18 protein-coding genes and 2 pseudogenes are annotated in these 23,142 nt (G+C 64.6%); 8 read left to right on the top strand and 12 right to left on the bottom strand.

The window, feature by feature from the left end; genetic code table 11:
- Positions 1–5 precede the first annotated feature (5 nt).
- From KBY77_RS06390 to KBY77_RS06370, 5 genes are all read right to left on the bottom strand, one after another.
- Positions 6–905, bottom strand: coding sequence for a glycosyltransferase (locus tag KBY77_RS06390; protein ID WP_255102735.1), 900 nt, complete (start codon positions 903–905; stop codon positions 6–8).
- A gap of 47 nt (positions 906–952) precedes the next feature.
- Positions 953–2,164, bottom strand: coding sequence for a glycosyltransferase family 4 protein (locus tag KBY77_RS06385; protein ID WP_255102734.1), 1,212 nt, complete (start codon positions 2,162–2,164; stop codon positions 953–955).
- A gap of 85 nt (positions 2,165–2,249) precedes the next feature.
- The gene (locus KBY77_RS06380) at positions 2,250–3,008 is read right to left on the bottom strand and encodes a DUF6817 domain-containing protein (protein WP_255102733.1); all 759 of its coding nucleotides are present in this window, start codon (positions 3,006–3,008) and stop codon (positions 2,250–2,252) included.
- Entirely contained in the window at positions 2,995–3,987 is a 993-nt protein-coding gene (locus KBY77_RS06375) for an NAD(P)-dependent oxidoreductase (protein WP_255102732.1), read from the bottom strand. Before KBY77_RS06375 ends, KBY77_RS06380 begins: the two co-directional genes overlap by 14 nt.
- Positions 3,984–5,066, bottom strand: a complete 1,083-nt coding sequence (locus KBY77_RS06370) for a Gfo/Idh/MocA family protein (protein ID WP_255102731.1) — start codon at positions 5,064–5,066, stop codon at positions 3,984–3,986. The genes KBY77_RS06375 and KBY77_RS06370 overlap by 4 nt, the downstream gene beginning before the upstream one ends.
- 204 nt (positions 5,067–5,270) lie before the next feature.
- On the opposite strand from KBY77_RS06370, the pseudogene KBY77_RS06365 reads away from it, so the two are divergent.
- The 3 genes and pseudogenes from KBY77_RS06365 to KBY77_RS06355 form a co-directional block, all read left to right on the top strand.
- Positions 5,271–6,014: pseudogene (locus tag KBY77_RS06365) on the top strand (IS1595 family transposase); the annotation flags it as partial.
- Positions 6,015–6,224: 210 nt separating this feature from the next.
- Positions 6,225–6,666, top strand: a pseudogene (locus tag KBY77_RS06360) (arginine decarboxylase); the annotation flags it as partial.
- Between the two features lie 54 nt (positions 6,667–6,720).
- Positions 6,721–7,269 (top strand): Crp/Fnr family transcriptional regulator, encoded by a 549-nt coding sequence (locus KBY77_RS06355; protein ID WP_255102730.1) that lies wholly within the window; start codon positions 6,721–6,723, stop codon positions 7,267–7,269.
- 6 nt (positions 7,270–7,275) lie between these two features.
- On the opposite strand, the gene KBY77_RS06350 is transcribed toward KBY77_RS06355, so the two are convergent.
- Positions 7,276–7,692 carry a DUF3307 domain-containing protein gene (locus KBY77_RS06350; protein WP_315856464.1) on the bottom strand — a complete coding sequence of 139 codons (417 nt, stop codon included), beginning with the start codon at positions 7,690–7,692 and terminating at the stop codon, positions 7,276–7,278.
- A 58-nt stretch (positions 7,693–7,750) separates the two neighbouring features.
- Positions 7,751–8,452, bottom strand: a complete 702-nt coding sequence (locus tag KBY77_RS06345) for an SIMPL domain-containing protein (RefSeq protein WP_255102729.1) — start codon at positions 8,450–8,452, stop codon at positions 7,751–7,753.
- 149 nt (positions 8,453–8,601) lie between these two features.
- Here KBY77_RS06345 and KBY77_RS06340 point away from each other — a divergent pair, with 149 nt between their 5' ends.
- Entirely contained in the window at positions 8,602–10,080 is a 1,479-nt protein-coding gene (locus KBY77_RS06340) for a mechanosensitive ion channel family protein (RefSeq protein ID WP_255102728.1), read from the top strand.
- A gap of 41 nt (positions 10,081–10,121) precedes the next feature.
- Here KBY77_RS06340 and KBY77_RS06335 read toward each other — a convergent pair whose 3' ends face one another.
- The 4 genes from KBY77_RS06335 to alaS all read right to left on the bottom strand — a co-directional run bounded on the left by KBY77_RS06335 (position 10,122) and on the right by alaS (position 17,433).
- The gene (locus tag KBY77_RS06335; RefSeq protein WP_255102727.1) at positions 10,122–10,769 is read right to left on the bottom strand and encodes a hypothetical protein; all 648 of its coding nucleotides are present in this window, start codon (positions 10,767–10,769) and stop codon (positions 10,122–10,124) included.
- A 96-nt stretch (positions 10,770–10,865) separates the two neighbouring features.
- Positions 10,866–12,770 (bottom strand): CHASE2 domain-containing protein, encoded by a 1,905-nt coding sequence (locus KBY77_RS06330; protein ID WP_255102726.1) that lies wholly within the window; start codon positions 12,768–12,770, stop codon positions 10,866–10,868.
- Between the two features lie 13 nt (positions 12,771–12,783).
- Positions 12,784–14,646: a glutaminase A gene (gene glsA / locus KBY77_RS06325; protein WP_255102725.1), complete on the bottom strand. Its 1,863-nt coding sequence runs from the start codon at positions 14,644–14,646 to the stop codon at positions 12,784–12,786.
- Between the two features lie 96 nt (positions 14,647–14,742).
- Entirely contained in the window at positions 14,743–17,433 is a 2,691-nt protein-coding gene (gene alaS, locus KBY77_RS06320; protein ID WP_255102724.1) for an alanine--tRNA ligase, read from the bottom strand.
- A gap of 33 nt (positions 17,434–17,466) precedes the next feature.
- Here alaS and KBY77_RS06315 point away from each other — a divergent pair, with 33 nt between their 5' ends.
- The 3 genes from KBY77_RS06315 (at position 17,467) to KBY77_RS06305 (ending at position 22,144) form a co-directional block, all read left to right on the top strand.
- Complete coding sequence (locus KBY77_RS06315; RefSeq protein ID WP_255102723.1) at positions 17,467–17,931, top strand: hypothetical protein; 465 nt, start codon at positions 17,467–17,469, stop codon at positions 17,929–17,931.
- A gap of 148 nt (positions 17,932–18,079) precedes the next feature.
- The gene (locus KBY77_RS06310) at positions 18,080–21,193 is read left to right on the top strand and encodes a DEAD/DEAH box helicase (protein WP_255102722.1); all 3,114 of its coding nucleotides are present in this window, start codon (positions 18,080–18,082) and stop codon (positions 21,191–21,193) included.
- Positions 21,194–21,259: 66 nt separating this feature from the next.
- On the top strand, positions 21,260–22,144 hold the full coding sequence (locus KBY77_RS06305; protein WP_255102721.1) for an MOSC domain-containing protein: 885 nt from the start codon (positions 21,260–21,262) through the stop codon (positions 22,142–22,144).
- Positions 22,145–22,172: 28 nt separating this feature from the next.
- On the opposite strand, the gene KBY77_RS06300 is transcribed toward KBY77_RS06305, so the two are convergent.
- Positions 22,173–22,844, bottom strand: a complete 672-nt coding sequence (locus KBY77_RS06300) for a hypothetical protein (RefSeq protein ID WP_255102720.1) — start codon at positions 22,842–22,844, stop codon at positions 22,173–22,175.
- A 54-nt stretch (positions 22,845–22,898) separates the two neighbouring features.
- On the opposite strand from KBY77_RS06300, the gene KBY77_RS06295 reads away from it, so the two are divergent.
- Positions 22,899–23,142: transposase (locus tag KBY77_RS06295; RefSeq protein ID WP_255102719.1), on the top strand; the 244-nt coding region annotated here is incomplete at its 3' end.

Below are 23,142 nucleotides of genomic sequence, written 5' to 3'. Positions count from 1 at the left end.
CTCACTCACTGACAGACCTGCCATGGACGGGCCCAACCTAAACTAGCCATTCCCTCACGCGCTTTCTCATAGAAGAAGCCAACGACATTCGCCAACTGGGAAAGCAACAAAAGAATACTGACCATGGTCGCCCGGAACAGGGGCATCTTCTGATAGGGCGTCCTCAGCAACAGACCGTAGAGCCGAAATGACTCGAGTTGGTGTCGGCCGCGACCATCGCGCTTTCGGGCTTCGTGGAAGTGAAAAGCGCCGCGTCCATAGTTAAAGTGCTGCCGAAGAAAGCTGGCAGCGCCGAGAACGTGGTGGTGCTCGATGATGGCATGGCCAGCCTCGCTCAATTGACCGCCATCGTGCTGCCAGCGATCGCAAAAATCACGATCTTCAGCGGCTGCGTAGGCCCAGTTTGCAGCGAAACCACCGAGCCTGCGATATTCCTTGATTGGCACCACGAGGTTATTCGAGGTGAAGAAGCGTAGGCGACTTTCGCGTCGAAAATACTCATAGAGAACGTCTACCAACATCTGACTGGCAGTGGAGAAGGGGTTGGTTGCAACACCGTTCACCGTGCGACCACCCACCATCGCATGAGGATAGTGTTCCAAGTGCAGGTCAATCTGCCGTAGGTAGTCCACTCTTGGTGCACAGTCGTCGTCGATGAACACCAGCCACTGCCCACGGGCTGCTGCTGCACCGGTATTGCGGGCCGCCCCCGGACCGGCATGTGGTTGACGACAAAGCTGCAGCTGCAGACGGGATGAAAAGCCGGCAACGAGCGGCTCAAGTGGACTGCGTCCACCATCGTCGACGATCAGCACTTCAAAGTCTTCTCTCGTGTAGTCCAGCTTCGAAAGGGCATCCAGGCAATGTCTGAGCTGGCTTGGGCGATTACGCGTCGGAATCACCACGGAGTGGCGGGGGGCCGTGCCCGACGGGCATGGTCCAGATCCTTCGCTCATGGCGCCGCTCGTGACGCCGTGAGCTCGGCCTCTCTTGCCAGAACGGTTGCGTAGAACCGCAAAAAGCGCTCTGCGGAGAGGTTTTCACTGAAGCGTTCCAAGGCATCCTCTCGGGCGACTTGACCCATACGTTCACACCTGTTCCGATCATTCAGCAGGTTGATGATGGCTTCGGAGAGGGCGCCAGTATCCCCGGGGCGCACCAGCAGTCCAGTTTCTCCATGGCGAATTATATCAACCAGCCCTCCAGAAGCACTGGCCACCACCGCGGTGCCCCTCATCAGCCCCTCGGCTGCCACCAGGCCGAAGGGCTCTTCCCAGAGCGAGGGCACGACCTGGACCCAGGCACGGCGCAAGGCGTTCTCCATGTCGACACTGCCCAGGAAGCCGAGGAACTGCACGGCCTTGCCAAGCCCGAGCCGGACAGCCTGTTCCCGCAGTGCAACGCTTTGGCCGCCACTCCCAGCGATCAGCAGCCTGGCCTGTGGAATCACTTGGCACACCCGAACCATGGAATCCAGCAGCTGTTCCACTCCCTTTTCCGGCTCAAGCCGACCCGCAAAGGCCAGGGTCGGAGGAGTGTTCAGTGGCGGCCGCTGGCTGCAGATCGGCACGCCATTGGGTATCACCTCCACAGCCGGGAAGCCGTCCTCCAGCAGCCGTTCCCGCACGGCCTGACTGTTCGCCACCACCCCGCGGAAACGCTGGCGCCAACGCCGCAGAAGAGCCATCTGGCCGATCATGAGGGGCCAGCATTGGGCTGAGAGGCAACCCCTTCTCAAGCAGGCTGACCCCCAGGACACACGACAGGGGGTGCCATCCGGAAACCGTTTGCTGCCTATCGGACAGACAGCCCTGTACCAGCTTGCATGGTAGATCGCTGGCACTGCGGCCAGGCTCTTCAGGATCAGAGGCGAGAGCTGGGTAAGAAACATCTTCACGTGCACGATCTCTGGCCGAAATCGCCTGAGTTCCGCCTGCAGCGCGGAGAGGGCCCATGGATTAGCCACCTGCAGGGCGGTGCGTGCCGCCGTGAGGGTGCCCAGACAGGTGGTGTCAGCGAGCTGCGGCAACCCTTGTGGCCGTGCCGTACTGGTCAGCAGTCTTACCTGGTGTCCACGGGCGCGGAACGCCTCCCTAAGTCCCACCAGCTGGCGTTCGGCACCACCAATCGGGGCTCCATAGTCGTTCAGAAGCAGGATTTTCATCCTTCCCGGCGCCCAGGCGCATGCTGCGGTCGAAACCGCAGGCCCCGGCCACGCTGCGGAAAGGATTCTGCCGGGGGGGACGTGATCAAGGACTGGCTCCAGGTCCCCACCTTTGCCGCAGCCCGTCCAGACGACGCGAGATCAAGGACAACAGGGAATCGCGGCTGCTCAAGGTGCGGAAGTAATCCGTGTCTGACAAGGCCTTCTTCCAACCCGTCGTCGAGGCTGCTGCGATCACAGCTTCGATGCAACTATCCAGCTGTTCGGCCAGCACCGGCTGATCGAGGAATCGGGCCAGCCTCACCATCGGTTCTCGGCAACGGCGCAGCCGGTCAACCTGCTGCGACCAATCGTCGCGGAACAAGGGCTGGCCGTCACGACACTGATCCCAGGCGTTCACCAATCGCATCAGAACCATCGGTCGATCGAGTGCTGGCGCTCCAGGTGGTCGAGCAGCAAGAGCGGCGATGGCCTCCTCACTCCAGGGCATCACTTCATAGCGGTAGACGAGTCCTTCCACCGCTGATCCGATCCGGCGGCGGAGCCAAGGCCGCTTCCAGGGGGAAAAGCCCCGGCTCCCTTCGCCGAAATCCCCATGGCGGTAGGCGGAATGCAGCAAGCCGGCAGCAGTCACCTCGATTGGTTGCCCCAGGATGTCCAGGAGGCTGGCCGTTCTGAGCAGATGCAAAAGAAACGGTGTGCCGCAGGGTTGGAATCCGGAGCAAAGACTGGCGGCGCAATGATAGGCCTCGAAGACCAGCCGACGGGCCTCTCCGCCGTGCCCCGAGCCGGTCAGCTGGGCGAGCAGCTGGATATGGGTGTGGGCAGGTTCAGGATTCGGCATCCAGCAGCCCCTCAGCTCGCAACCAGGCTGCCGTGGCCTGCAGCATCTGTCGCGCCGAACGCCTTGGCTCGAATCCGAGCTGGGCCCTGGCCTTGCCGATGTCATAGCCACGATCGTTCAGGAAGAGATCGATCCTGTCCGCCTTCGGCAACCGATGGCCGCTGCAGCGGTAACTGAGCCAGTCGGCATGCTTATAGAGCCGTAGCAGAACGCCGGACGTGCACGGGCCCGGTGGCGGAGCACCCACGGACTCGGCGATCAGGGCCACCAGCTGCCTGAAGGGCAGCGAAGCCTGTCCAGCCAACAGGTAGGTGTTGCCCTCGATTCCAGTGATGGACGCGCAGTGCAGAAGTCCGTCCACCACATCCAGCACGTCGGCTGGATGATAGTGACCTGAACCGGTTCCCAACATCCGGAACCGTCCGCTGGCGATCGCCCGGAACAGGCCGGCCCAGTCACGGGCGCCAGAGCCGAAGACCGTGCTGAGCCGGGCGATCACCAGCGGCAGCCCGTCACTGGCAGAGAGCGCGAGAAGCCTTCTCTCGGCCTTGAGTTTGGAGGCGCTATAGGGGGAATCCGGTCGTGGCGGCGTACGTTCAGTAATCGCCTGATTGCTCAGTCGTCGTCCATAGACCGATACGGAACTGGCATAGATCAAGCGCTCGACACCGGCCTTGAGACTGGAACGGCCCACCTGCTCCGATCCCTCCACGTTGACGCGGCGCAGGTTTGATGGAGTGGCGTTGGCGCCATGGATCACAGCCCCGAGATGAAACACCTGCCGGCAACCGCGAATCGCCCGATCCACGCTGGCGGGATCGACGAGGTCTCCGATGGAAACCTCCGCACCCATGGCCTCCATTGCCGCGGCATCGCTACCAGGACGCACCAGGGTCCGCACGGGTTCAGGACCGGCGCACAGGTTCCTGACCAGGTTGCGCCCAATATAGCCAGTCGCCCCCGTCACGAGGATGGTCATCGTGGACCGTCCGTCGTGGAGGCCGCCGGTCGAATGGCTGGGGGCACCGCCACCGAGGCACCGCTGCGGAGGGACTCCAAGGCTGCGGCAATCACCTGCTGGTTGCAATAGCCATCCCAGGCGTCCGGACTGGAGACTTCTCCTGCCTCCACCGCTGCCGCGAAATGGTTGAGACAGCCCAGAAACGAGGGTTCCTGCCAGGGGGAGCGAAGCTTCTCGATCAGATGGAGCCCTCGTACCGGAAGAGACCGACGGGCAGCGTGCCGTCCCAGCCAGCCACCTTGCCCACTGGGGAACCCAGGACTGAACTCCACACCATGGGACCGGTAGAGGTCCACGGCCAGTCGCCCATTGCTGCCGCTCACCACCACCGTGGCTGTGGCCGCTGTCTGCAGGGCGAATGAGCAGTGCACGAGCACGCCCGTGCTCATGACGAGCTGGAGGTGGATGTTGTCCTGATGGGAGTTCAGTGAACGGGCTTTGGCCGCCACCTCGGAGACTTCCGCATCGAGCAGGAAGCGGGTCAGGTCGATGTGGTGGGGGGCGATGTCGAACAAGGCACCGAAGCTTCCATGGCGAGTGAGCTGCCAATCCACCCCGACCTGGCGCGAGAAGTGGAAGGCTGATCGCAGGTCCAGCACCTCCCCGATCGCACCTGACCGGATCGCGTCGCGCATCTGCCGGTGAAAAGGATGAAAGCGGTAGTTGAAGCCCACCATCAGGACCCGGTCGCTGCGCAGCGACTCCGCCAGGATGCGCCCGGCTTCGTCGGGATCTGTGGCGAAGGGCTTCTCCAGATACACGTGCTTGCCGGAGGAGAGCGCCGCAATGGCTGCTGTTGCATGCTCCTCATATGGCACACCGACGATCACGGCATCCACATCGGGCAGCTGAAGCAATCCATACGGATCATCGAAGACGCGCGCCGAAGGAGCCATGCCGTGGGCCCGCTCACGTCTGAGATGATCCCGATCCGCCAGTGCAACAAGGCGCAAACGAGAATGACGGCGCAGATTTCGTAAGTGCACCCCCAGGGCGACCAGTCCGCACCCCATCAAACCGATCCGCAACTGCGTCATTCACGCTCGCCAAAGAGAAGGACTACATCGGCCTGTTGCACATTGCTCATGACCATGCGCGACCAAATTCAGGGGAGCAGCCAAGATGCACAACTCATCTTTGCTCCTGCTGTAGCCCCCGATCCATGAATGGGCCGGATCCCACTGTGGCCTCTCAGGTGTGGAACAGGTCGAGGTGGTCGGGATGCGCGGCGACCTCGATGAACAGCAGCTGCCGGCACCATCCTGGAGGCCACCAAGTAACCGCTTACCACCTGGTTCCTCGCCCTGTACCTGGCCGGACAGGCCAAGACCGGCATCTCCTCACTCGCTCTTAGGCGCCATCTCAGCGTGAACTACCGCACGGCATGGCTGATTCACAAGAAGATCATGCAGGCAATGAAAGAGCGTGACGGCGCCGATGTCCTGTGAGGACGGGTGCATGTGGATGATCCCTACCTTGACGGAGAACGATGTGGTGGCAAGGCCGGACGGGGATCAGAGAACAAGGTGCCGATCGCGGCAGCCGTCTCTCTCGATGATGCGGGCCATCCCCGGCACGTGAAGCTTGCCACCGTGGCCACGTTCTCCTTTGCCGCTATCGCTGACTGGGCGCAGGATTCACTGGCGTTAGGATGTGAAGTGAACTCAGATGGGCTTGCCTGCTTCTGCGCCGTGACAGAAGTCGGTTGCCTGCATCAAGCTGTGGTCGTAGAAGGACGCCAACACAATGAACTGCCAGAATTCCTTTGGATCGACACGGTGCTGAGCAACTTGAAAACCAGCTTTAGCGGCACCTTCCCTGCCCTGAAATTCGATGAGTACGCTCATCGCTACCTGGGTGGCTTCAATTGCCGCTTCAACCGGCGCTTCAACTTGGCAACGATGACCGAGCGGGTGGCTCATGCCATCTGCAGATGCGACGCTCGGGCGGAAAGCATCTTGAGGAGTGCGGAGCTAGCTACCTAATCAAGACACTGGTTGACAAGCCTGCCTTATCTCGGAAACCTCAGGTCTCCCGGCCTTTGGTCTGGATGCCGCCAGTGGCTCGGGCGAGGAGCAAGGCATAACGGCACCAAGGAGAACTTTCCCGCTTCATCACAGGCAAACCATCAGCCTTCAAGGCATCGCGTTGTTTCAGGTACACCAGCACCGCAGGGCCTGCCGCAGCGTCGATGAACCCCACAGGGGGAGGCGCCGGCGCCGCAGGAGATGGAACCGCTGATCGTGCGCAACCTGCGCGACACCCTGGCCTCGATCCAGGCCACCGTCCTCGATGCCCCTGGCCACGCCGAACACCTGCAGGAGGGCTGGAACGACGCCATCAAGTTCAAGCAGGACGCCCTATCAGCCTTCAGGCTTGGCTACCTCAGCCTCACCGAGCGGGGGGCGGCCGAGCAGCTCTTTCCGGTGATGCATAACTTGTTCGGCCGCACCAATGCGGTCCATATCCGTCTGGGTGCCAACGGCCGCTATCGGGTCGACCATGTGGTGCGAGGCAACAGCAACGCGGAGGTGCTCAAAGCGATGGAACACGATCCTGAGGCCCTGCTTGAGCGCCGGCCGACTCATGGCCCATCTGCAGAACAGCCTGCGCCAGAGCACCTACCTGCAAACTTGAGCGGAGAGCACCATGTGGGGAGATGAGCCGCAGCTGAAGGTGGTCAGGGAGCGGATGAAACTGCTGCTCGACATTCATCACGAGGAGCTGGCCCCAGTGAGTCGCCATGCAGACGTGGGGGAGCTGGTGATGCGGCAGGGTCAGACGGCTGACAGCCTGATGCTGCTCACCAAAGGAAAGGTGGCGATCCAGATCCGGCTGATCGAGGCCGAGCCCCACACCCTCGCCGTGATTGAGGCCGAGGAATTGCTGGGGGAGATGGGGCTGTTCGGCTCAGGTCAGCACTCCGCTGATGTGCGGGTTGTGGAGGGCCCCGCCGAGCTGGTGGAGGTGAGCGGCGACAACTTCCTCAAGACCCTGCTCTTCGATGTCGACCTGGCCATGGAGATGCTGGCGCTGGTGAGCCAGCGCTGCATGCGCAGCAATCAGGTGATCGGCCTGCTGCTTGACGGCATCGCCGCCAGCGAGCGGGGTGACACCGACCAACTGGACCGGCTGGCAACCGAGATCAAACCCCTCAATTACTGCCTGAGCAAAGCGATGGATCGGTTGCTGGTGATCGGCAGCGGACGCTCAAGCCAGCCACCGGACTCAACGGGCTGATCCCGGTCAGCGGGGGAAAGCCTGCAGCAGCCCGCCGGACCCCAGAGGAGCGCGGGTGACCAGAATCAGTACCCAGACCACTTTGCAGGTCATGTGCAGGACTTGATCGACCCCAAGTCCATAGCGGTGACGGCACTTGCCGTAATCGATCAGGGCGTGAATCACCCACTCGGCCAGGCCGAGCCAGACCACACCAGTGAGCCAGGTCACGACGAAGGCATGGATACCCGAATGGGCGAGCAGCCACCAGGGCCAGGGGAGAGTGTGATCTTTCCCCGGGCACTTCTCCACGGCCATCCGATCACTCTGAAGACCGAAGTCGGCGACGAAGTGGCCCATGGCCAGCAAGGCAAACAGCCCGAAGCCTGAGATGGCCTGGGCGCCGTCTGATGACATCACCGCGATCAGAGATACATCAAGCATGCCGCCTCAAGGTCGATGGCGATGGGGTGCATGGTCACCCTTGGCCCTGGAGAGGCCTTCAGCGGGCGCAGAACCGCACCACCATCCCGAGCCGATCCGTGGGCGCCGGCAGTTCAGCGGGATCGAATGCTGGGACGGCTTCAGCCGCCATCCCCCTGGCCTGGACCGGCCGGAACCCGCCCTCGATCTGCACCTCCAGGGGCGTCGGTGTCCCCAGCCCCATGGTCTCGGCCAGCTCTCTGGCCTGGAGCAGCGCATCCTGGTAGGCCAGCCGCAGCAAACGGCGGCGCACAGAGGTGTCGCTGGTTTGATCCGCCTGGGCCGACACCGGGTTGAGGCGCACCCCCGGCAGCGCACCCACCTCTCGGACCAAGGCCTGCAGCTGGGCCGGGGCTAGCTCACCGCTCACCTGAAGACTGGCCTCCACCGCCGCAGGACGGTTCCGGCTCACTGGCCTCTGCCAGCTGGAGGGCGAACTCACCGCCAGCTCCTTCACCTCAAGGCGCTGAAGGGCCTGCCGCACGGCTGCCAGGCGCCGCTGCAGCTCACCGAGGGCACCGTCCGCCGAGGCAGCCTCCGCTGAGAGCTCCAGGGACAGCTTGAGCACGTCGATCGTGCGCTTCTGCTCGGCATTGCCGCGGGCTTCGAGCAGGGTGCCATCGCAGCGCAACTGAACCTGCTGGGCTGCAGCCGGCGGGGTCAGGTGGAGCAGCATCAGGGCCAGTGGCAGCGCCCCCATGGGGCGAACAGTACGAACCATGGGCTCTCGATGGCAGAGGGCAGGGACGATCCAAGCCTGGCAGTGGCTGGCGTGATCAGAGCAGCTCTGCCCGTCACCCCTATCCTGCGACGTGGGTCTGCCGGGCTATGGACTGGGCGGCCTGCGTCGTTTGACTGCTGAACCAAAGAATGCCCGTGCTGGAGGTGTGGCTCACCGCCATCGTCTTGATGGTCCTGCTGCTGCCTCTGCAGCTCCTGATCAGGCGGCTGCGCCTGCCGAAGCTGCCAATCCAGCTGGCGACCCTGGCGATCCTGAGCTGGTCGGTGGTGCGCACCCTGCCGCTGATCGTTCTGCCTGCCCAATATCAGGCCTGGATCTCCACCATCGACGAATTGATGTTCAGCTATCTGGGCATCCGCATGGCTCTCTGGGGATTCCTGGAGCTGCCTGCTGCGCTGCGTCTGAGGAAGGAACCGGCCCAGATTCTGCTGCAGTTACTGATGCTGGGCGGAGGCACCGTGGCCACGGTGATCGTGGTCCAGGAGCAGGCCCGCTTCAATCTCGTCAGCCTGGTCACCACCTCGGCTGTGCTCACCGCCATGCTGGGCCTGGCCGCCCAGGAGCCACTCAAGGATCTCTTCGCCGGCCTTGAGCTGCAGTTCGATGATGTCTTCTCCGTGGGGGATTTCCTCGACTTGGGCGATGGAACCCTGGGAGTGGTGGTCTCGATCAACTGGCGCGACACATGCCTGCGCGACCTCACAGGTGCATTGGTGGTGGTGCCCAACACCAAAGTCACCGAAGTGGTGGTGCGAAATTACGTGGCCTTTGGGGCCATGGGCAACCGCTTCAACCTCGGGCTCGATTACTCGCTGCCGCCCTCAAGAGCCAGACAGTTGCTGCTGGATGTTCTGGAGAAACATCCCCGGGTGCTCAAGCAACCCTCGCCAGCGGTGCGGGTACAGGCTTTTGCCGATAGTGCCATCACCTACGACCTCCTGGCCTTCCAACAGCCGGGGAACCTGGGAGACATGCTCGACCTGCGCAGTGAGCTGCTTGAGCAGATCTGGTTCAGCCTGGAGCGGGCCGGCCAGAGCGTGCCCTATCCGGTGCGGGAGCTGCGTCCGAAGCGCGTCATCCTCGACTCCGGACATCCCGAGCAGCGCAGCTTGCAGGAGCGTTGCAACCTGCTCAGCCGCAACCCACTCTTCGGCGACCTGAGCGAGGAGGAGATGCTGCAACTGGCCACGACCACCAGCTGTCTGCGCTTCGCCCCAGGGGAAGTGGTAGTTCGTGAGGGCAACCGTGGCGATTCCCTCTTCCAGGTGGTGCAGGGGCAGGTGGAGGTGCTCAAGAACCAAGACAACGATGAACCGTTCCGGGTCGCCTGCCTCAAACCTGGCGATGTCTTCGGAGAGATGTCGATGCTCACTGACACCAGCCGCAGCGCCACCGTGCGGGCCCTGGAGGAATGCGTGCTGCTGGAGGTGTCACGTCCCAGCCTGGGTCCCTTGCTGCAGCAGAATCCACCGCTGATGAACCGGCTGGCCCACCTGGTGAGCCAGCGCCGCGGCGAACTGGAGGGGATGGAGCGAGAGAAGGTGAGGCAGCACGAGAATCAGCTGCTCAAGCGCATGAAACAGCTCTTCGAGACGCTAACCCTCTGAGCGTTACCTGGAAGCCCGGGTCGCGGCGCGATCGAAAGTGATCAGCTGGCGCTGTAGCACTTGGAGAAGGCGTCCTTGATCTCAGCGCTTTTGGGAAGGTCACTCTGACCTGTCGTGTGCCGGCTCAACAGGGCCTCGTACTGGCTGCGGCTGAGCTTGCCCTGGCTCACGAACTCGCCATCTGGGGTAAACCGAGCCACCTCACAGGCACAGACATAGGTGGTGTTGCCTGAGGGATCGCCGGCTACTACCCCCCCAGAGCCGGAAGTAGAGGACTCCTGCTTCTCCTCGTAGCCATCCTCAGGGCCCACGTACCCCTGGCCCTCCAGCACCACGAAATCAAACAGGCCGTCGTCGGCGCGGGTGAGCACGAAGGTGGTTCCCTTAACCCCCAGCACCTTGGTTCCGAGGCAAGCCTTCTGGGGACCGCTCACCAGCACGGCTCCCTTGTTGAGGCGGAAGCAGGCGTTGCCGAGCGTGATGACACTGGAGCGGCCCAGAAACCCTGTGGCGCGTTGATCGAAGAGCAACTCAGCCCGGCTCTTGCCTGTGCGCACCTGCTGCCCGGAGCGAGCGACTTGATTCACACTGGCGGCCTTGCCGTCGATGTAGACCTCACGACCATCCACAACCCGCTTGATGGTGGCCTGCTCAAAGACCGCAGCCTGAGTCGGGCCGGCGGGCGCCATCAGCACGGCTTGCAGCAGGCCAATTTGAAGGACGCCTGCAAAGGTTGCAACAAGGCGATGGTTCATGAAGCCTAAACGTGGTCGATGGACGGCAGCTTAGCCCTGTTTCTGCTGATAGAAATCCCTGGGCTTCATGGTGAACACTTCCTGGGCACCCTGACCGCGGATCTCGAATTCACCCACCCGCTCCAGAGCCCAGTCGGGTGCTGCATTCTCCCCCACCACACGACTGAGAATGATGTCGCGTCCCGACTGCTTGGCGACGCCCTCCAGTCGGCTGGCCATGTTCACCGTGTCACCGATCACCGTGTAGTCCATTCGCGAGGCGCAGCCGATGTTGCCGCTGATCACAGGCCCCGCGCTCAGGATCATCACCTGCTCCCAGGGGTCCTTGCCCTGGTCGGCCCAGCGTTGGTTCAGGGCCACCATCTGGTCCTGAAGCTCCAGAATCGCCTCCAGCGCCGACTGCACCTCCACCGCCATCCCTCGGTTCAGGGGCACTCCGAAGACGGCCAGAACTGCATCACCCATGTATTTGTCGATGATCGCTCCCTTGCGCTGAAGAGTATCAACGACAACAGCAAAGTACTCATTGAGTTGCAGAACCAACTCGCTGGCTTTGCCCTCCAGACTCATCTGGGTGCTGCGCTGGGTGAAGCCACGTACATCGCAGATGAACACCACCACCTCCGACACCTTGCCCCCCAGCATTTCATCGGCTTCCTCCGGCTGGCTGGCGATCTGGGCCGCCACCGCCGGTGAGAGGTAGCGCTCCAGCATCCGGCGCAGCCGCAGCCGGTTCCACTGCAGCCGCACCGTGGCGTCGCCGGCACTCACCAACCCGGTGGCAAAGGTGACAGCGGAGATGCCGAGCAAGCCGATGCCGGCCCCAGTGCTGCTCAGCAGGATCAGTCCCACAAGCACCATGACTCCAGCCAGCAGCGCCAGGGCTCCAAGGCGCACCTGTGGCTTTTCGGCCCGGGCGCTGGCCAGTCCCAGAGCCAGGACCCCCAGACCCAGCAAGGGGGCCACATACCAGGCCGTGGGAGGGATGTACAGGGCCCGGCCCTCCAGCCGGTTGGCAATCTCGGCGGCGTGAATCTCGACGCCAGGCATGCCCTCGGCGCCAGCGAAGGCTGTCCGGTGGATGTCCTGAAGCACACTGGCGGTAGGGCCGATCAAAACCACCTGATCGCGGAAGGTGCCCTGTTCATTGAGTCGGGCGAAGCTGCCAGACTCCAGCACCTCCCAGATCGGGATCGTGGGGATCGTGCGAGGCGGGCCGTAGGGATCCACCAGAGGCCGCCAGTTGGAGAAGATCGGCAGCGGTGGGATCTCCGCCAGTCGGCCCTTGGCGATCAGCTGGCTGGAGAGTCCGGGCGGCACATCCAGCATCCCCGACGTCCGCAGCTGCTCGGCGTAGGTGCTGGGGCGAAGGCGGATGTAGCCATCGGGATCCTGCAGACCATTGAGCAACCCCGAGCTGCGGGGCCCCGCAGCCTCGCTGAGGAAGGGCATGGCGGCGCTGAGGGTGAGCCCACCCACCCGTCCACGGCTCTCGAACACCTGGGCCCCCAGCACCACCCGGCCGTTGTGGCGGCGCAGGGCCGCGGCCAGGGCCGCATCATCCTCGGTGCCGTGGCTGCTGGGGGCATCGAAGAGAAGGTCGAAGCCCACCACCCGGGCACCGGCGGAGAAGAGGCGATCCAGCACCCTGTCGTAGATCGCCCGCGGCCACGGCCAGTTCGCCAGGCGGCGCAACTCCTTGTCCTGGCTGAGGTCGGCGTTCTGCCCCTGCACAAGGCTGTAGTCGTCAATGCCGACGATCACCACCCCGGACGGAGGCTTGCGTGGTCCGCGCAGCTCCTGGGTGCGGGAGGAGAGATCCAGCTGCCAGCGCTCATAAATGTCCGGGAAGAGTCCGTAGCCGAGGGCACAGGCGCTGGCCCAGGCCACGAACACCCCGTAGCGCCGCAGCCAGGTGATCGCTCGAGGGGTCATGGGCGCAGGGGCTTCACAGATGTTCCATCAAGGTGAGCTGATAGCTGGTAAGAGCGAGCTTGGTCCCCAGATCACGGGTGAGGGCCAGCAATAATTCAGTGACAGCATCAGGTTCCCACTGGCGCAGGCTATCGAAATCGTGGCGCTCCAGCACCCAGCAGCTGCCGTCGAGATCGGCTGTCACGTTCGCTGTGCGAGGTGTGCCGGAGAGAAAGGCGATTTCCCCGAAGCACATCCCCGGCTCAAAGGTGGCCAGGCGCGATTCATAGATCTGCCCGTCACTGCCGCGCAGTTCGACGGTGATGGTGAAGCGCCCCTCCCGGACCAGAAAAAGCTCATGCCCAGAATCACCCTTCTTGATCACATGATCCCCCTTGGCAAAGCTGCGGCACTGCATCAGATCGGCCAGGGTCTGGCGGTGGGCAGGTTGCAACATGCCCAGAAAACCGAGTGTCTGATCGATCTCAGAACTGAAAGGAGGATCGCGATCCTCTCCTTTGGTTGAGTCCAACAACAGATCTTCGGCCCATTCGAGGGCCTGATCCAGCTGTTCGAACTGGGGCATCTCCTCCATCCCCCCGGCCACGCTGAGCGTGCGAGGAAGACTGAGATGGCGGGCCCGGGCCAACAGCACGATCACTCCCCGGCGCCGAAGAGCCGTGAGCTCATTCAGGAACAGCCCCTCGGATTCCTCCGGAAGCTCCGTGACATGGGCCAAATCCAGCACCAGAATCCAGGCATCAGACATGATCTCGCTGAGCTCGGAGAGCAGCCTCTCGATTGCGGCGAAATCGAGCACCCCCTGGGTATGCACGATCCGGATCGCGTCACGCCGCTCCTGAAGCAACCTGGCCTGATTCGTCGCACGCCAACGGCGCGACTGGCGCTGGGAGCCTTTGTAGGAGCGCCGGATCGTGGAACTGGTCTGGGGATATTGATTGAAGAGGCTGAGACCGAGGCTGTCGGAGAGCTCGTTGCAGACCGCGATGCCGCGCACGCTGTTGCCCAGCTCATCGAGCGGAGGTGAATAGGTGGCGATGCCGAGCCTGCCGGGCACCACCGCCAGCACGCCCCCACCCACGCCGCTCTTGGCCGGCATGCCGACGTCATAGAGCCACTGACCGGCAAAGTCGTAGGTGCCGCAGGTGGCCATCAGGGCCAGCATGCGCACCGTGATCTCGGGGGTGAGCGGCCGGGAACCGGTGAAGGGATTGTGCCCCTGGCACGCCAGGGTGGCGGCCATCACCGCCAGATCGTGGCAGGTGACGGTGATCGAGCACTGCTTGAAATAGAGGTCTAGGGACTCCTCAGGGTCATCCTCGATGATTTCGAAATTGCGCAGCAGGTGGCCGATCGCCCGGTTGCGGTGGCCGGTGGCACGTTCCGACTCGAACACGGCCCAGTCGATGCTGAGGCGCCGCCCGGCCAGCTCGCTGAAGAAGTCGAGCATCAGGGCTTCGGCCTGATAGGGATCATGGTTCCAGATCTGCGCCGTGGTGGCGATCGCACCCGCATTGATCATCGGATTGCGGGGACGGCCCGACTTCTGATCAAGGCTGATGGCGTTGAAGGCATCCCCGGAGGGCTCCACCCCCACCTTCGTGGCCATATGCTCGTCTGAGAACAACTTCAGCGCGAGACCATAAGCGAATGGCTTGGAGATCGACTGGATCGTGAATGGTTTGCGGGTATCGCCCACCTCATAGACGCGACCATCCACAGTAGTGATCGAGATACCGAAATCAGAGGGATTAGCCTTGGCCAGCTCCGGGATGTAGTCAGCAGGAGCTCCGTCCTCCAGCAGTGAATAGCGCCGATGGAGATCCGCTAGCAGCCCCTGAATGACATCTGCGGTACCACCGGGAGTATCAATCATGCGATCAGGATCCAGCGGGGCAGGGGGAGGCCGCATGGCACTGATACCAATCCCCAGCCAGGTAGTCGGTCTGTAGCGAGCGCTACGAGAGGTCGATCATGAGAGCTGGCTGATCAGGTCAGCGCGGGCCTGCTCCAGAGCCGGGTCGAGGGCGGCTGCATCGCGCCCGCCCGCCTGGGCCAGCTGGGGACGACCGCCGCCGCCGCCGCCGCAACGTTTCGCCACGGCGGCGATGAAGCTGCCGGCCTTCGACCCGGCAGCGATCACCTCAGCGCCGAAGGCCGCCACCAGCACCAGCTTGCCTGGCTCCTCAGGGGCGGGCAGGCCCCCCAGCACCACCGCCCCGCCTGGTCCCAGTCTGTCCTGGAGTTGCTGGGCGGCCGTCTGCAGAGCGGCACCCTCCACCCCATCCAGCCGTGCCACCAGCACCCGGAACCTCCCCACTTCCTGGGCGGCGGCGGCCAGAGCTGAGGCCCGGGCCAGGGCCAGCTCGGAGCGGGCCGTCGCCAGCGACCTGGCACAGGCCCTCAGCTCGTCCTGGAGGCTGCTCACCCGCTCGAGGATCTCCCCGGGCTGCACCTTGAAGCGATCTCCAAGGGCTCGCACCACGGTGTCGCGCTCCTTGAGGTAGTCGAGGACCGCCGGACCAGCCACGGCCTCGATGCGACGGATGCCGGCGGCCACCCCGCTCTCGCTCACGATCCGGAACAGACCGATCTCCGCGGTGTTGGCCACATGGGTGCCACCACAAAGCTCCATCGACACCCCGGGGACGTCCACCACCCGGACCGTATCCCCATACTTTTCGCCGAACATGGCCACAGCTCCAGCCGAGCGGGCCCGCTCCAGCTCCATTTCGCGCACCTCCAGAGCGTGGGCGTCGCTGATCCAGCCGTTGATCCGCTCCTCGATCCGTTCCAGATCCTCCGGACTGATGGCGTGGGGGCAGTGGAAATCGAAGCGCAGCCGCTCGAAATCCACCAGGGAGCCGGCCTGGGCGATCGAGGGATCCACCAGTTGCTTCAGAGCCGCCTGCAGCAGGTGGGTGGCGGTGTGGTGGGCCTGGACCCGGCGGCGGCAGGCGCGATCCACCAGGGCGGTCACGGTGTCACCGAGAGCCAGCTCGCCCCGCTCGATCCGGCCGTGGTGGACGATCAGCTTGCGCTGGTGGCTGACCGCCTCGATCCGCACGATCACACCGGCCTCGGGTCCTGCCCCAGGGACGCCACCAGCCAGGACGCCACGATCGCCGATCTGGCCTCCGGATTCGCCGTAAAACGGGGTGGAATCCAGCACGATCTGCACCTCATCCCCCGCCCGGGCGGCCTGGGCCGGCTCCCCGTTCGCCACCAGGGCCATCACCTGGCTGGGATGCTCCAGGGCCTCGTAACCGCGGAAATCAGTGGCGGGCAACTGCTCGGCCATGGCCTCGATCGCCCCCTGCAGGGTGAGATCAAGGCGGACCGCCGCGGCCTTGGCCCGTTGGCGCTGGGCCTCCATCGCGGCCTCGAAACCCGCCAGGTCGACCGCCAGCCCGTGCTCCTCGGCGATCTCCTCAGTGAGCTCCAGGGGAAAGCCGTAGGTGTCGTAGAGCTCGAAGGCCTGCTCACCGCTGATCTGGCTCGGCCCTGCGGAGAGCACATCCGCGAGCAACTTCTCGCCGCGCTCGAGGGTTTCCAGGAACCTCGCCTCCTCCCGGGCCAGCTCGGCCATGATCGCGTCGCGCCGCTCCACCAGCTGGGGATAGGCATCCACCATCAAGGCGATCGCCGCCTCCCCCATCGCCGTGAGGAAGGGGGTGGTGATACCCAGCAGGCGGCCATGGCGCACCACCCGCCTCAGCAGGCGCCGCAGGATGTAACCGCGACCCAGATTGGAGGCCGTCACCCCATCGGCGATCAGCTGGGTGATGGCGCGGCTGTGGTCGCCGATCACCTTCAGGGAGGTCTGGCCGCGGGCATCGAGCTGGCGGTAGTTGACCCCCGCCAGGGTGGCGGCGGTTTCGATCAGGGGATAGATGAGATCGGTTTCGTAGTTGTTCGGCACCCCCTGCAGGATCTGGGCCATGCGCTCGAGGCCCATGCCGGTGTCGATGTTCTTGTTCTCCAGCGGCGTGAGGTTGCCCTCAGCATCGCGATTGAACTGCATGAACACCAGGTTGTAGAACTCGATGAAACGGCTGTCGTCCTCGAGATCGATGTGTTCATCACCCAGCTCGGGATTGAAGTCGTAGTAGATCTCGGAGCAGGGGCCGCAGGGGCCGGTGGGGCCTGACACCCAGAAGTTATCGGCCTCCCCCAGGCGCACGATCCGCCGGGGATCGACCCCCACCGTGTCGCGCCAGATCGCCGCCGCCTCCTCGTCGTCACGAAAGACGCTCACCACCAGGTGCTTCGGATCGAGGCCGAAAACCGTGGTGGTGAGCTCCCAGGCCCAGGTCATCGCCTCGGTCTTGAAATAGTCGCCGAATGAGAAGTTGCCCAGCATTTCGAAGAACGTGTGATGCCGGGCCGTGCGGCCCACGTTCTCGATGTCGTTGGTGCGGATGCACTTCTGGCTGCTGGTGGCCCGCGGCGCCGGGCGCTCGGCCTGCCCCAGGAACACCGGCTTGAAGGGCAGCATGCCGGCGATGGTGAGCAGCACCGTGGGGTCGTCTGGCACCAGCGAGGCGCTGGCCATGCGCCGATGCCCCCGGGCTTCGTAGAAGGCAAGGAAGGCCTCGCGGATCTCAGCACCGCTGTGGGGGGATGAGCGCCGCTCGGAGCGGCTGGAGGAGGTGGCAGCCATGGCCGGACGCGGCAAATCAACCCTGGAGAGGGCATGATCGCCCAGCACAGGCCCTTCCCGATTCGCGCTGTCCCCGTGCCCGCCCTGACAGCCCCAACCGACCACCGCGCCCAGCTGCGCCTGCAGTCGATCGCCTGGGCCCTGCTGGCGGGCGCCACCGCCCTGGCCCTGGCGCTGGTCCTGGGACTGGGGCCGGCCCTGCGGGCGGGGGGGTGTGGCTTCTTCTACGGCCTGCTGGCCTTTCACCTGCAGCGAGTGGATCCCGACGACAGCCACCTGCAGGCGGGCCTGGTGGGGGCGGTCTGCGGCATCCGCAGCCTGGGCACCAGCCCCGAGCTGCCGGGCTTGGCGGAGCTCCTGGGCCAGGGAGGACCGCGCCTGCTGCCTGGGCTGGCGCTGGATCTGCTCCTGGTCTGGCTGCCGCTCTGGCTGCCCCTGGCTGGCAGCGCCCTGGTGCTCCAGGCCCTGCAGCGCTGGCTGCCCCCTCTGCGGCCGTGAGTTGGGGCCTGGGGGCGCGCCATCCGGCAGAGTGCCCTGGGAGTCGCCACGCTCACGCGAGCCGAGGCGATGTCCGTGGTCAATGTCCGTGGTTGCTGCCGGTGTTCACGATGCGACGCCACACCTGGTCTGAGCGAGCCCAGCGGCCATGAGCCTGCTGCACGCCACTTGGCTGTCGGCCGACACCGCCGCCGTGCCCGCGCTTGGGGGCGGCTACCGCCCGGGCCTGCTGCTCTGGGCCGACACCTGGCGGGTGGCGGAACCCCAGGCCCCAGGCAGCGAGCCGCCCCTGCACCCCCTCAGCCTCGATCAGGACGACCTGGGCGCCTGGCTGGAAGAAGCGGACCTCTGGACAGAGGATTTCCGGCCGGCCGGAGCCACCCTCTGCCTGCCCAGCCGCCGGCAGACAGCCAGGGGCAAAAAGAAAACCGACAGCAGCAGCTGGAGCGGCCTTCCCCTTCAGGCAGGCGAGCCGCTGCCGAAATCGGTGGAGTGGTGGCCCTGGCGGGTGGAGGGCTGGTGGCTGGAGCCCGGCGCCGCGACCCTCTGGCTGGGGCGCCTGCCCCTCTCGGGAGACCATCCCGACCTGGCCGATGACCTGCGCTGGTGGAGCCACCTGCAGCGCTGGTCGCTGAGCCTGCTGGCCCGGGGCCGGCTACTGCCCCAGGTGGAGGAAGGCCGCGCCCGCTGGCTGCCCCTGATCAACCGCGAAGACGACCGGCGCCGGCTGGAGGATCTGGCCTCGCGTCTGCCCCAGGTGGCGGTTGCGGCTCTGGAGCCGGGCCAGGGGGAGGCCGGGGTGGCGATGGCGTGCTGGCGGCCGGGGTCCGGCCGGCGACGGCTGGCTTCGATCCTCACCCACCTGGTGGATGCGCGCATGCGTGCGGGCTTCATCCCCACCGAGGCAGGGCTGGATCCGCTGCTGGCGGCCTGGCAGCGGGCCCTCGGCCCCGGGGATGGCCGCCTCGACCTGGGGGACGACGACTGCGAACGCCTGCAGGTGGCCACCCACCACTGGCGCGAAGCGGTGGCCGGGCGGGTGGAGCCGGCCCGGGCCTGCCTCGAGCTCGATACCCCCGGCGAGGGAGAGGAGCTCTGGCCCCTGCGCTTCAGCCTGCAGGCCGAGGCCGACCCCAGCCTGCTGCTGCCCGCCGCCGGGGTCTGGGCCGCCGGGGCAGGCTGCCTGCAGCTGGGCGAGACCGAACTCCAGCAGCCCGGTGAACTGCTGCTGGAGGGACTGGGGCGTGCCCTCCAGGTGTTCGAGCCGATCGAGCGGGGTCTCGACACGGCCACACCGGAGCGGATGGAGCTCACCCCGGCCGAAGCCTTCGTGCTGGTGCGCACCGCCGCTGTGAAACTGCGCGACGTGGGCGTCGGCGTGGTGCTGCCCCCCAGCCTGAGCGGCGGCCTGGCGAGCCGGCTCGGCCTCTCGATTGTGGCCGATCTCCCCGAACGCTCCAGGGGCTTCAGCCTCGGAGAAACCCTGCAATGGGACTGGGATCTGATGATCGGCGGCGTCACGCTCACCCTGCGTGACCTGGAGCGGCTGGCGGGCAAGCGCAGCCCGCTCGTGCAGCACAAGGGGGCCTGGATTGAGCTGCGGCCAGGAGACCTGCGCAACGCCGAGAAGTTCTGCGCTCTTGCCCCGGTCCTCAGCCTCGATGACGCCCTGCGCCTGACCGGCAACGAGGGGGAGACCCTGCAGCGGCTGCCGGTGCACAGCTTCACGCCCGGTCCAAGGCTGAAGGCAGTGCTGGAGCAGTACCACCAGCAGAAAGCCCCCGATCCCCTGCCGGCTCCCGAAGGTTTCGCCGGCCAGCTGAGGCCTTACCAGGAACGTGGCCTTGGCTGGCTGGCCTTCCTGCACCGCTTCGATCAGGGGGCCTGCCTGGCCGACGACATGGGCCTGGGCAAGACGATTCAGCTGCTGGCCTTCCTGCAGCACCTCAAGGCGGAGCAGGAGCTGAGGCGGCCCGTGCTGCTGGTGGCCCCCACCTCGGTGCTCACCAACTGGCTGCGTGAAGCAAAGGCCTTCACCCCGGAGCTGAACGTGGTGGAGCACTACGGCCCCCGCCGGCCCTCCACTGTCGCCGCCCTCAACAAAAAGCTGGAAGGGGTGGATCTGGTGCTCACCAGCTACGGCCTGCTGCAGCGCGACATCGAGTTGCTGGGCAGCCTCGATTGGCAGGGGGTGGTGATTGATGAAGCCCAGGCGATCAAGAATTCCTCGGCGCGCCAGTCACAGGCGGCCCGGGAGCTCGCACGCCCCCTCAAGCAGAGCCGCTTCCGCATCGCCCTCACCGGCACGCCGGTGGAGAACCGGGTGAGTGAGCTCTGGGCGCTGATGGACTTCCTCAACCCCAAGGTGCTGGGGGAGGAGGAGTTCTTCCGTCAGCGCTATCGCCTGCCGATCGAGCGCTACGGCGACATGGCCTCGGTGCGCGACCTCAAGGCCCGGGTGGGCCCGTTCATCCTCAGGCGCCTCAAGACCGACCGCTCGATCATCTCCGACCTGCCCGAGAAGGTGGAGCTGAAGGAGTGGGTGGGACTCTCTCCCGAGCAGGTCAAGCTCTACCGCCGCACCGTGGAGGAGACGCTCGATGCCATCGCGCGGGCTCCGCTTGGCCAGAAACACGGCCAGGTGCTGGGGCTGCTCACCAAGCTCAAGCAGGTTTGCAACCACCCGGCCCTGATGCTCAAGGAAGGAGAGGTGGGTGCCGGCTTCAGCGCCCGCTCAGCCAAGGTGCAGCGGCTAGAGGAAATCGTGGAGGAGGTGATCGCTGCCGGCGACCGGGCCCTCCTGTTCACCCAGTTCGCCGAATGGGGTCATCTGCTGCAGGTGCACCTGCAGCAGCGCTTCCACCAGGAAGTGCCCTTTCTTTATGGCAGCACCAGCAAGGCCGAACGCCAGGCGATGGTGGATCGCTTCCAGGACGACCCCCGTGGGCCGCAGCTGTTCCTGCTCTCGCTCAAGGCCGGCGGTGTCGGCCTCAACCTCACCCGGGCCAGCCACGTGTTCCACATCGACCGCTGGTGGAATCCGGCGGTGGAGAACCAGGCCACCGACCGGGCCTACCGCATCGGCCAGACCAACCGGGTGATGGTGCACAAGTTCATCACCAGCGGCTCGGTGGAGGAGAAGATCGACCGCATGATCCGCGAGAAGGCCCGTCTGGCGGAAGACATCGTCGGCAGCGGCGAGGAGTGGCTCGGAGGCCTGGATCCCGGACAGCTGCGCGACCTGGTGGCCCTGGAGGAGTGATCCGCCGAAGCGGACGCAGCGGGAAAGGTGTGCCCTGAACCCCGCCCGCCAGGGACGACAGCTGGAATGCTGGTGCACGTGGACACAGCGGCGGCGATGGCAGAGCAAGCGGCGGGAGAAGTGGTGGGACGGGTTGAGGCGCTCTGGCGCTACCCGGTGAAATCGATGCTGGGCGAACCTCTCCAGGTGGCGAGAGTGGGGCGGAGCGGCCTCCTCGGCGACCGGGACTACGCCCTCTGGGACCATGCCACCGGCCGGGTGGCCAGCGCCAAGAATCCAAGGCTCTGGCAGAACCTGCTTGGCTTCATGGCCCGCTGCCTGGAATCGGCCGATCCAGCCTCGGGCCCAACAGGCGTGACGATCACGGCTCCCGCCGAGGGGGAGATGGGCGGAAGGCGCGCCAGCGTGGTCAGCAGCGATCCAGACGTCAACAGCTGGCTCTCCCAGCGCCTGGGCCGGCAGGTGAGCCTGCTGGATCAGGCGCCGGAGGGGGCCAGCCTTGATCAGTACTGGCCAGCTGTGCAGGAGCGAGCTTTTCAGGATGTGGTCAACGAACTCGTGCTTCCCAGCGGCACCTTTTTCGATTCCTGCCCAGTCCATGCCATCAGCACCGCAAGCCTGGAGCGGCTGCGACAGCTGGAGCCCCAGCTGGATTTCGCTGTGGAGCGCTTCCGCCCCAATCTGCTGATCCGCCCGGAACCGGGTACCAGCGGCTTCGTGGAGGAGTCGTGGATCGGGCGCAGCCTGATGGTCGGGGAGACCCTGCGCCTGCAGGTGAGCGATGGCTGCCCGCGCTGCGTCGTGACAACCCTCAGCCAGGGAGACCTACCGGACAATCTGGAGATCCTGCGGGCCACAGCGCGCCACAACAATGTGGTGGCCGGCATTCGCTTAAGCGTGAGCGAGCCCGGCGAAATGAGAGTGGGAGATCAGGTGCGCCTGCTGGACTGAGGTAAGCGAGGCAAGCTTCTAAGACACCTCAGATCTCACTCAGCCAGTAGAACTGACCGCCACGAAGAGCGATACTCCCATCATGCTGAGACGGGCTTGTACCACTGTAGAGATCACAGTACTTCGCTCGCGGATTGATGCCGTAGCGGCTGTAGCTATCGAGCTCAAGCCGTTGGGGCCCATCGTCGAAGTTGGCGATGACGAACACCTTTTCGGAACTCCTGAGATGATTGTACCGGAGGAAGCAGAGAAGGTGCTCATTATCAGAATGCAGCAGCTCCCGATTGTTGAAGTCGGCAAAAGCAGAGATTTCCTTACGAATGGCAATCATCCGCTTCATCGCCGTGAAGATCGTGCACTCCACCGTGCCGCGCTGGTTGCGGCGAGCGGCCTTCTCCCAATCAATCTTGGCGCGATGCACCCAACGGCTGTCATTGCCCTTGCTGGGATCGTTGATGTAACTGTAATCGTTGAGCAAGCCGAGGGCGTCCCCGTTGTATATCAGGGGGATTCCACCAAACGAGAAAATGATCCCGTTGAGTAGCAGAATCTTGTTGATAGCCAGATCAATCAGTCCTTGATCTCCCTTCTCAAGAGCCGATTCCAGTCCGGCCAGCGAAGCCAGGGAACCACAGATTCTGGCATCACCAGTAGAGTCATTGCGCATGAACTCAAGGGCACCTCGAAAAATCCTCGCCACGCCCTGACAGCTTGTTAGATATGGCATAGAATCGATTCAGCTTGGTATAGCAGAATGGGACAGCGTGGATTCTGGGATGAGGAGAAGCGCATCCACAGACTTCAGAAGAAGAAGCCTACGTTAGCGACCTTATCTGAGGCGATTCCCTGGGAGGCCTTCAGGCCATTGCTTGAGCAAGGTTACAGCCATGAACGCAAGAGCAATGCAGGCAGGAAGCGGATTGATCCACTCATCCTCTTCAAGATGCTAGTGCTGCAGCAGCTGTTCAATCTCAGCGATGAGGAGCTGGAATTCCAGG

The sequence above is a fragment of the Synechococcus sp. Cruz-7E5 genome, assembly GCF_024345995.1.
Lineage (GTDB): Bacteria > Cyanobacteriota > Cyanobacteriia > PCC-6307 > Cyanobiaceae > Regnicoccus_A.
Note: the sequence above shows the minus strand (reverse complement) of the source record. Positions and strands in the feature narration are given on the sequence as shown.

Excerpts from the sequence above, each read along its gene's own strand:
- KBY77_RS06385 (WP_255102734.1), bottom strand. The coding sequence starts at position 2,164 with ATGAAAATCCTGCTTCTGAACGACTATGGAGCCCCGATTGGTGGTGCC.
- KBY77_RS06355 (WP_255102730.1), top strand. The coding sequence starts at position 6,721 with ATGAAACTGCTGCTCGACATTCATCACGAGGAGCTGGCCCCAGTGAGT.
- KBY77_RS06310 (WP_255102722.1), top strand. The coding sequence starts at position 18,080 with ATGAGCCTGCTGCACGCCACTTGGCTGTCGGCCGACACCGCCGCCGTG.
- KBY77_RS06350 (WP_315856464.1), bottom strand. The coding sequence starts at position 7,692 with ATGCTTGATGTATCTCTGATCGCGGTGATGTCATCAGACGGCGCCCAG.
- KBY77_RS06315 (WP_255102723.1), top strand. The coding sequence starts at position 17,467 with ATGATCGCCCAGCACAGGCCCTTCCCGATTCGCGCTGTCCCCGTGCCC.
- KBY77_RS06330 (WP_255102726.1), bottom strand. The coding sequence starts at position 12,770 with ATGACCCCTCGAGCGATCACCTGGCTGCGGCGCTACGGGGTGTTCGTG.
- KBY77_RS06340 (WP_255102728.1), top strand. The coding sequence starts at position 8,602 with ATGCCCGTGCTGGAGGTGTGGCTCACCGCCATCGTCTTGATGGTCCTG.
- KBY77_RS06380 (WP_255102733.1), bottom strand. The coding sequence starts at position 3,008 with ATGCCGAATCCTGAACCTGCCCACACCCATATCCAGCTGCTCGCCCAG.
- KBY77_RS06370 (WP_255102731.1), bottom strand. The coding sequence starts at position 5,066 with ATGACGCAGTTGCGGATCGGTTTGATGGGGTGCGGACTGGTCGCCCTG.
- KBY77_RS06305 (WP_255102721.1), top strand. The coding sequence starts at position 21,260 with ATGCTGGTGCACGTGGACACAGCGGCGGCGATGGCAGAGCAAGCGGCG.
- KBY77_RS06375 (WP_255102732.1), bottom strand. The coding sequence starts at position 3,987 with ATGACCATCCTCGTGACGGGGGCGACTGGCTATATTGGGCGCAACCTG.
- alaS (WP_255102724.1), bottom strand. The coding sequence starts at position 17,433 with ATGGCTGCCACCTCCTCCAGCCGCTCCGAGCGGCGCTCATCCCCCCAC.
- KBY77_RS06335 (WP_255102727.1), bottom strand. The coding sequence starts at position 10,769 with ATGGCGCCCGCCGGCCCGACTCAGGCTGCGGTCTTTGAGCAGGCCACC.
- glsA (WP_255102725.1), bottom strand. The coding sequence starts at position 14,646 with ATGATTGATACTCCCGGTGGTACCGCAGATGTCATTCAGGGGCTGCTA.
- KBY77_RS06345 (WP_255102729.1), bottom strand. The coding sequence starts at position 8,452 with ATGGTTCGTACTGTTCGCCCCATGGGGGCGCTGCCACTGGCCCTGATG.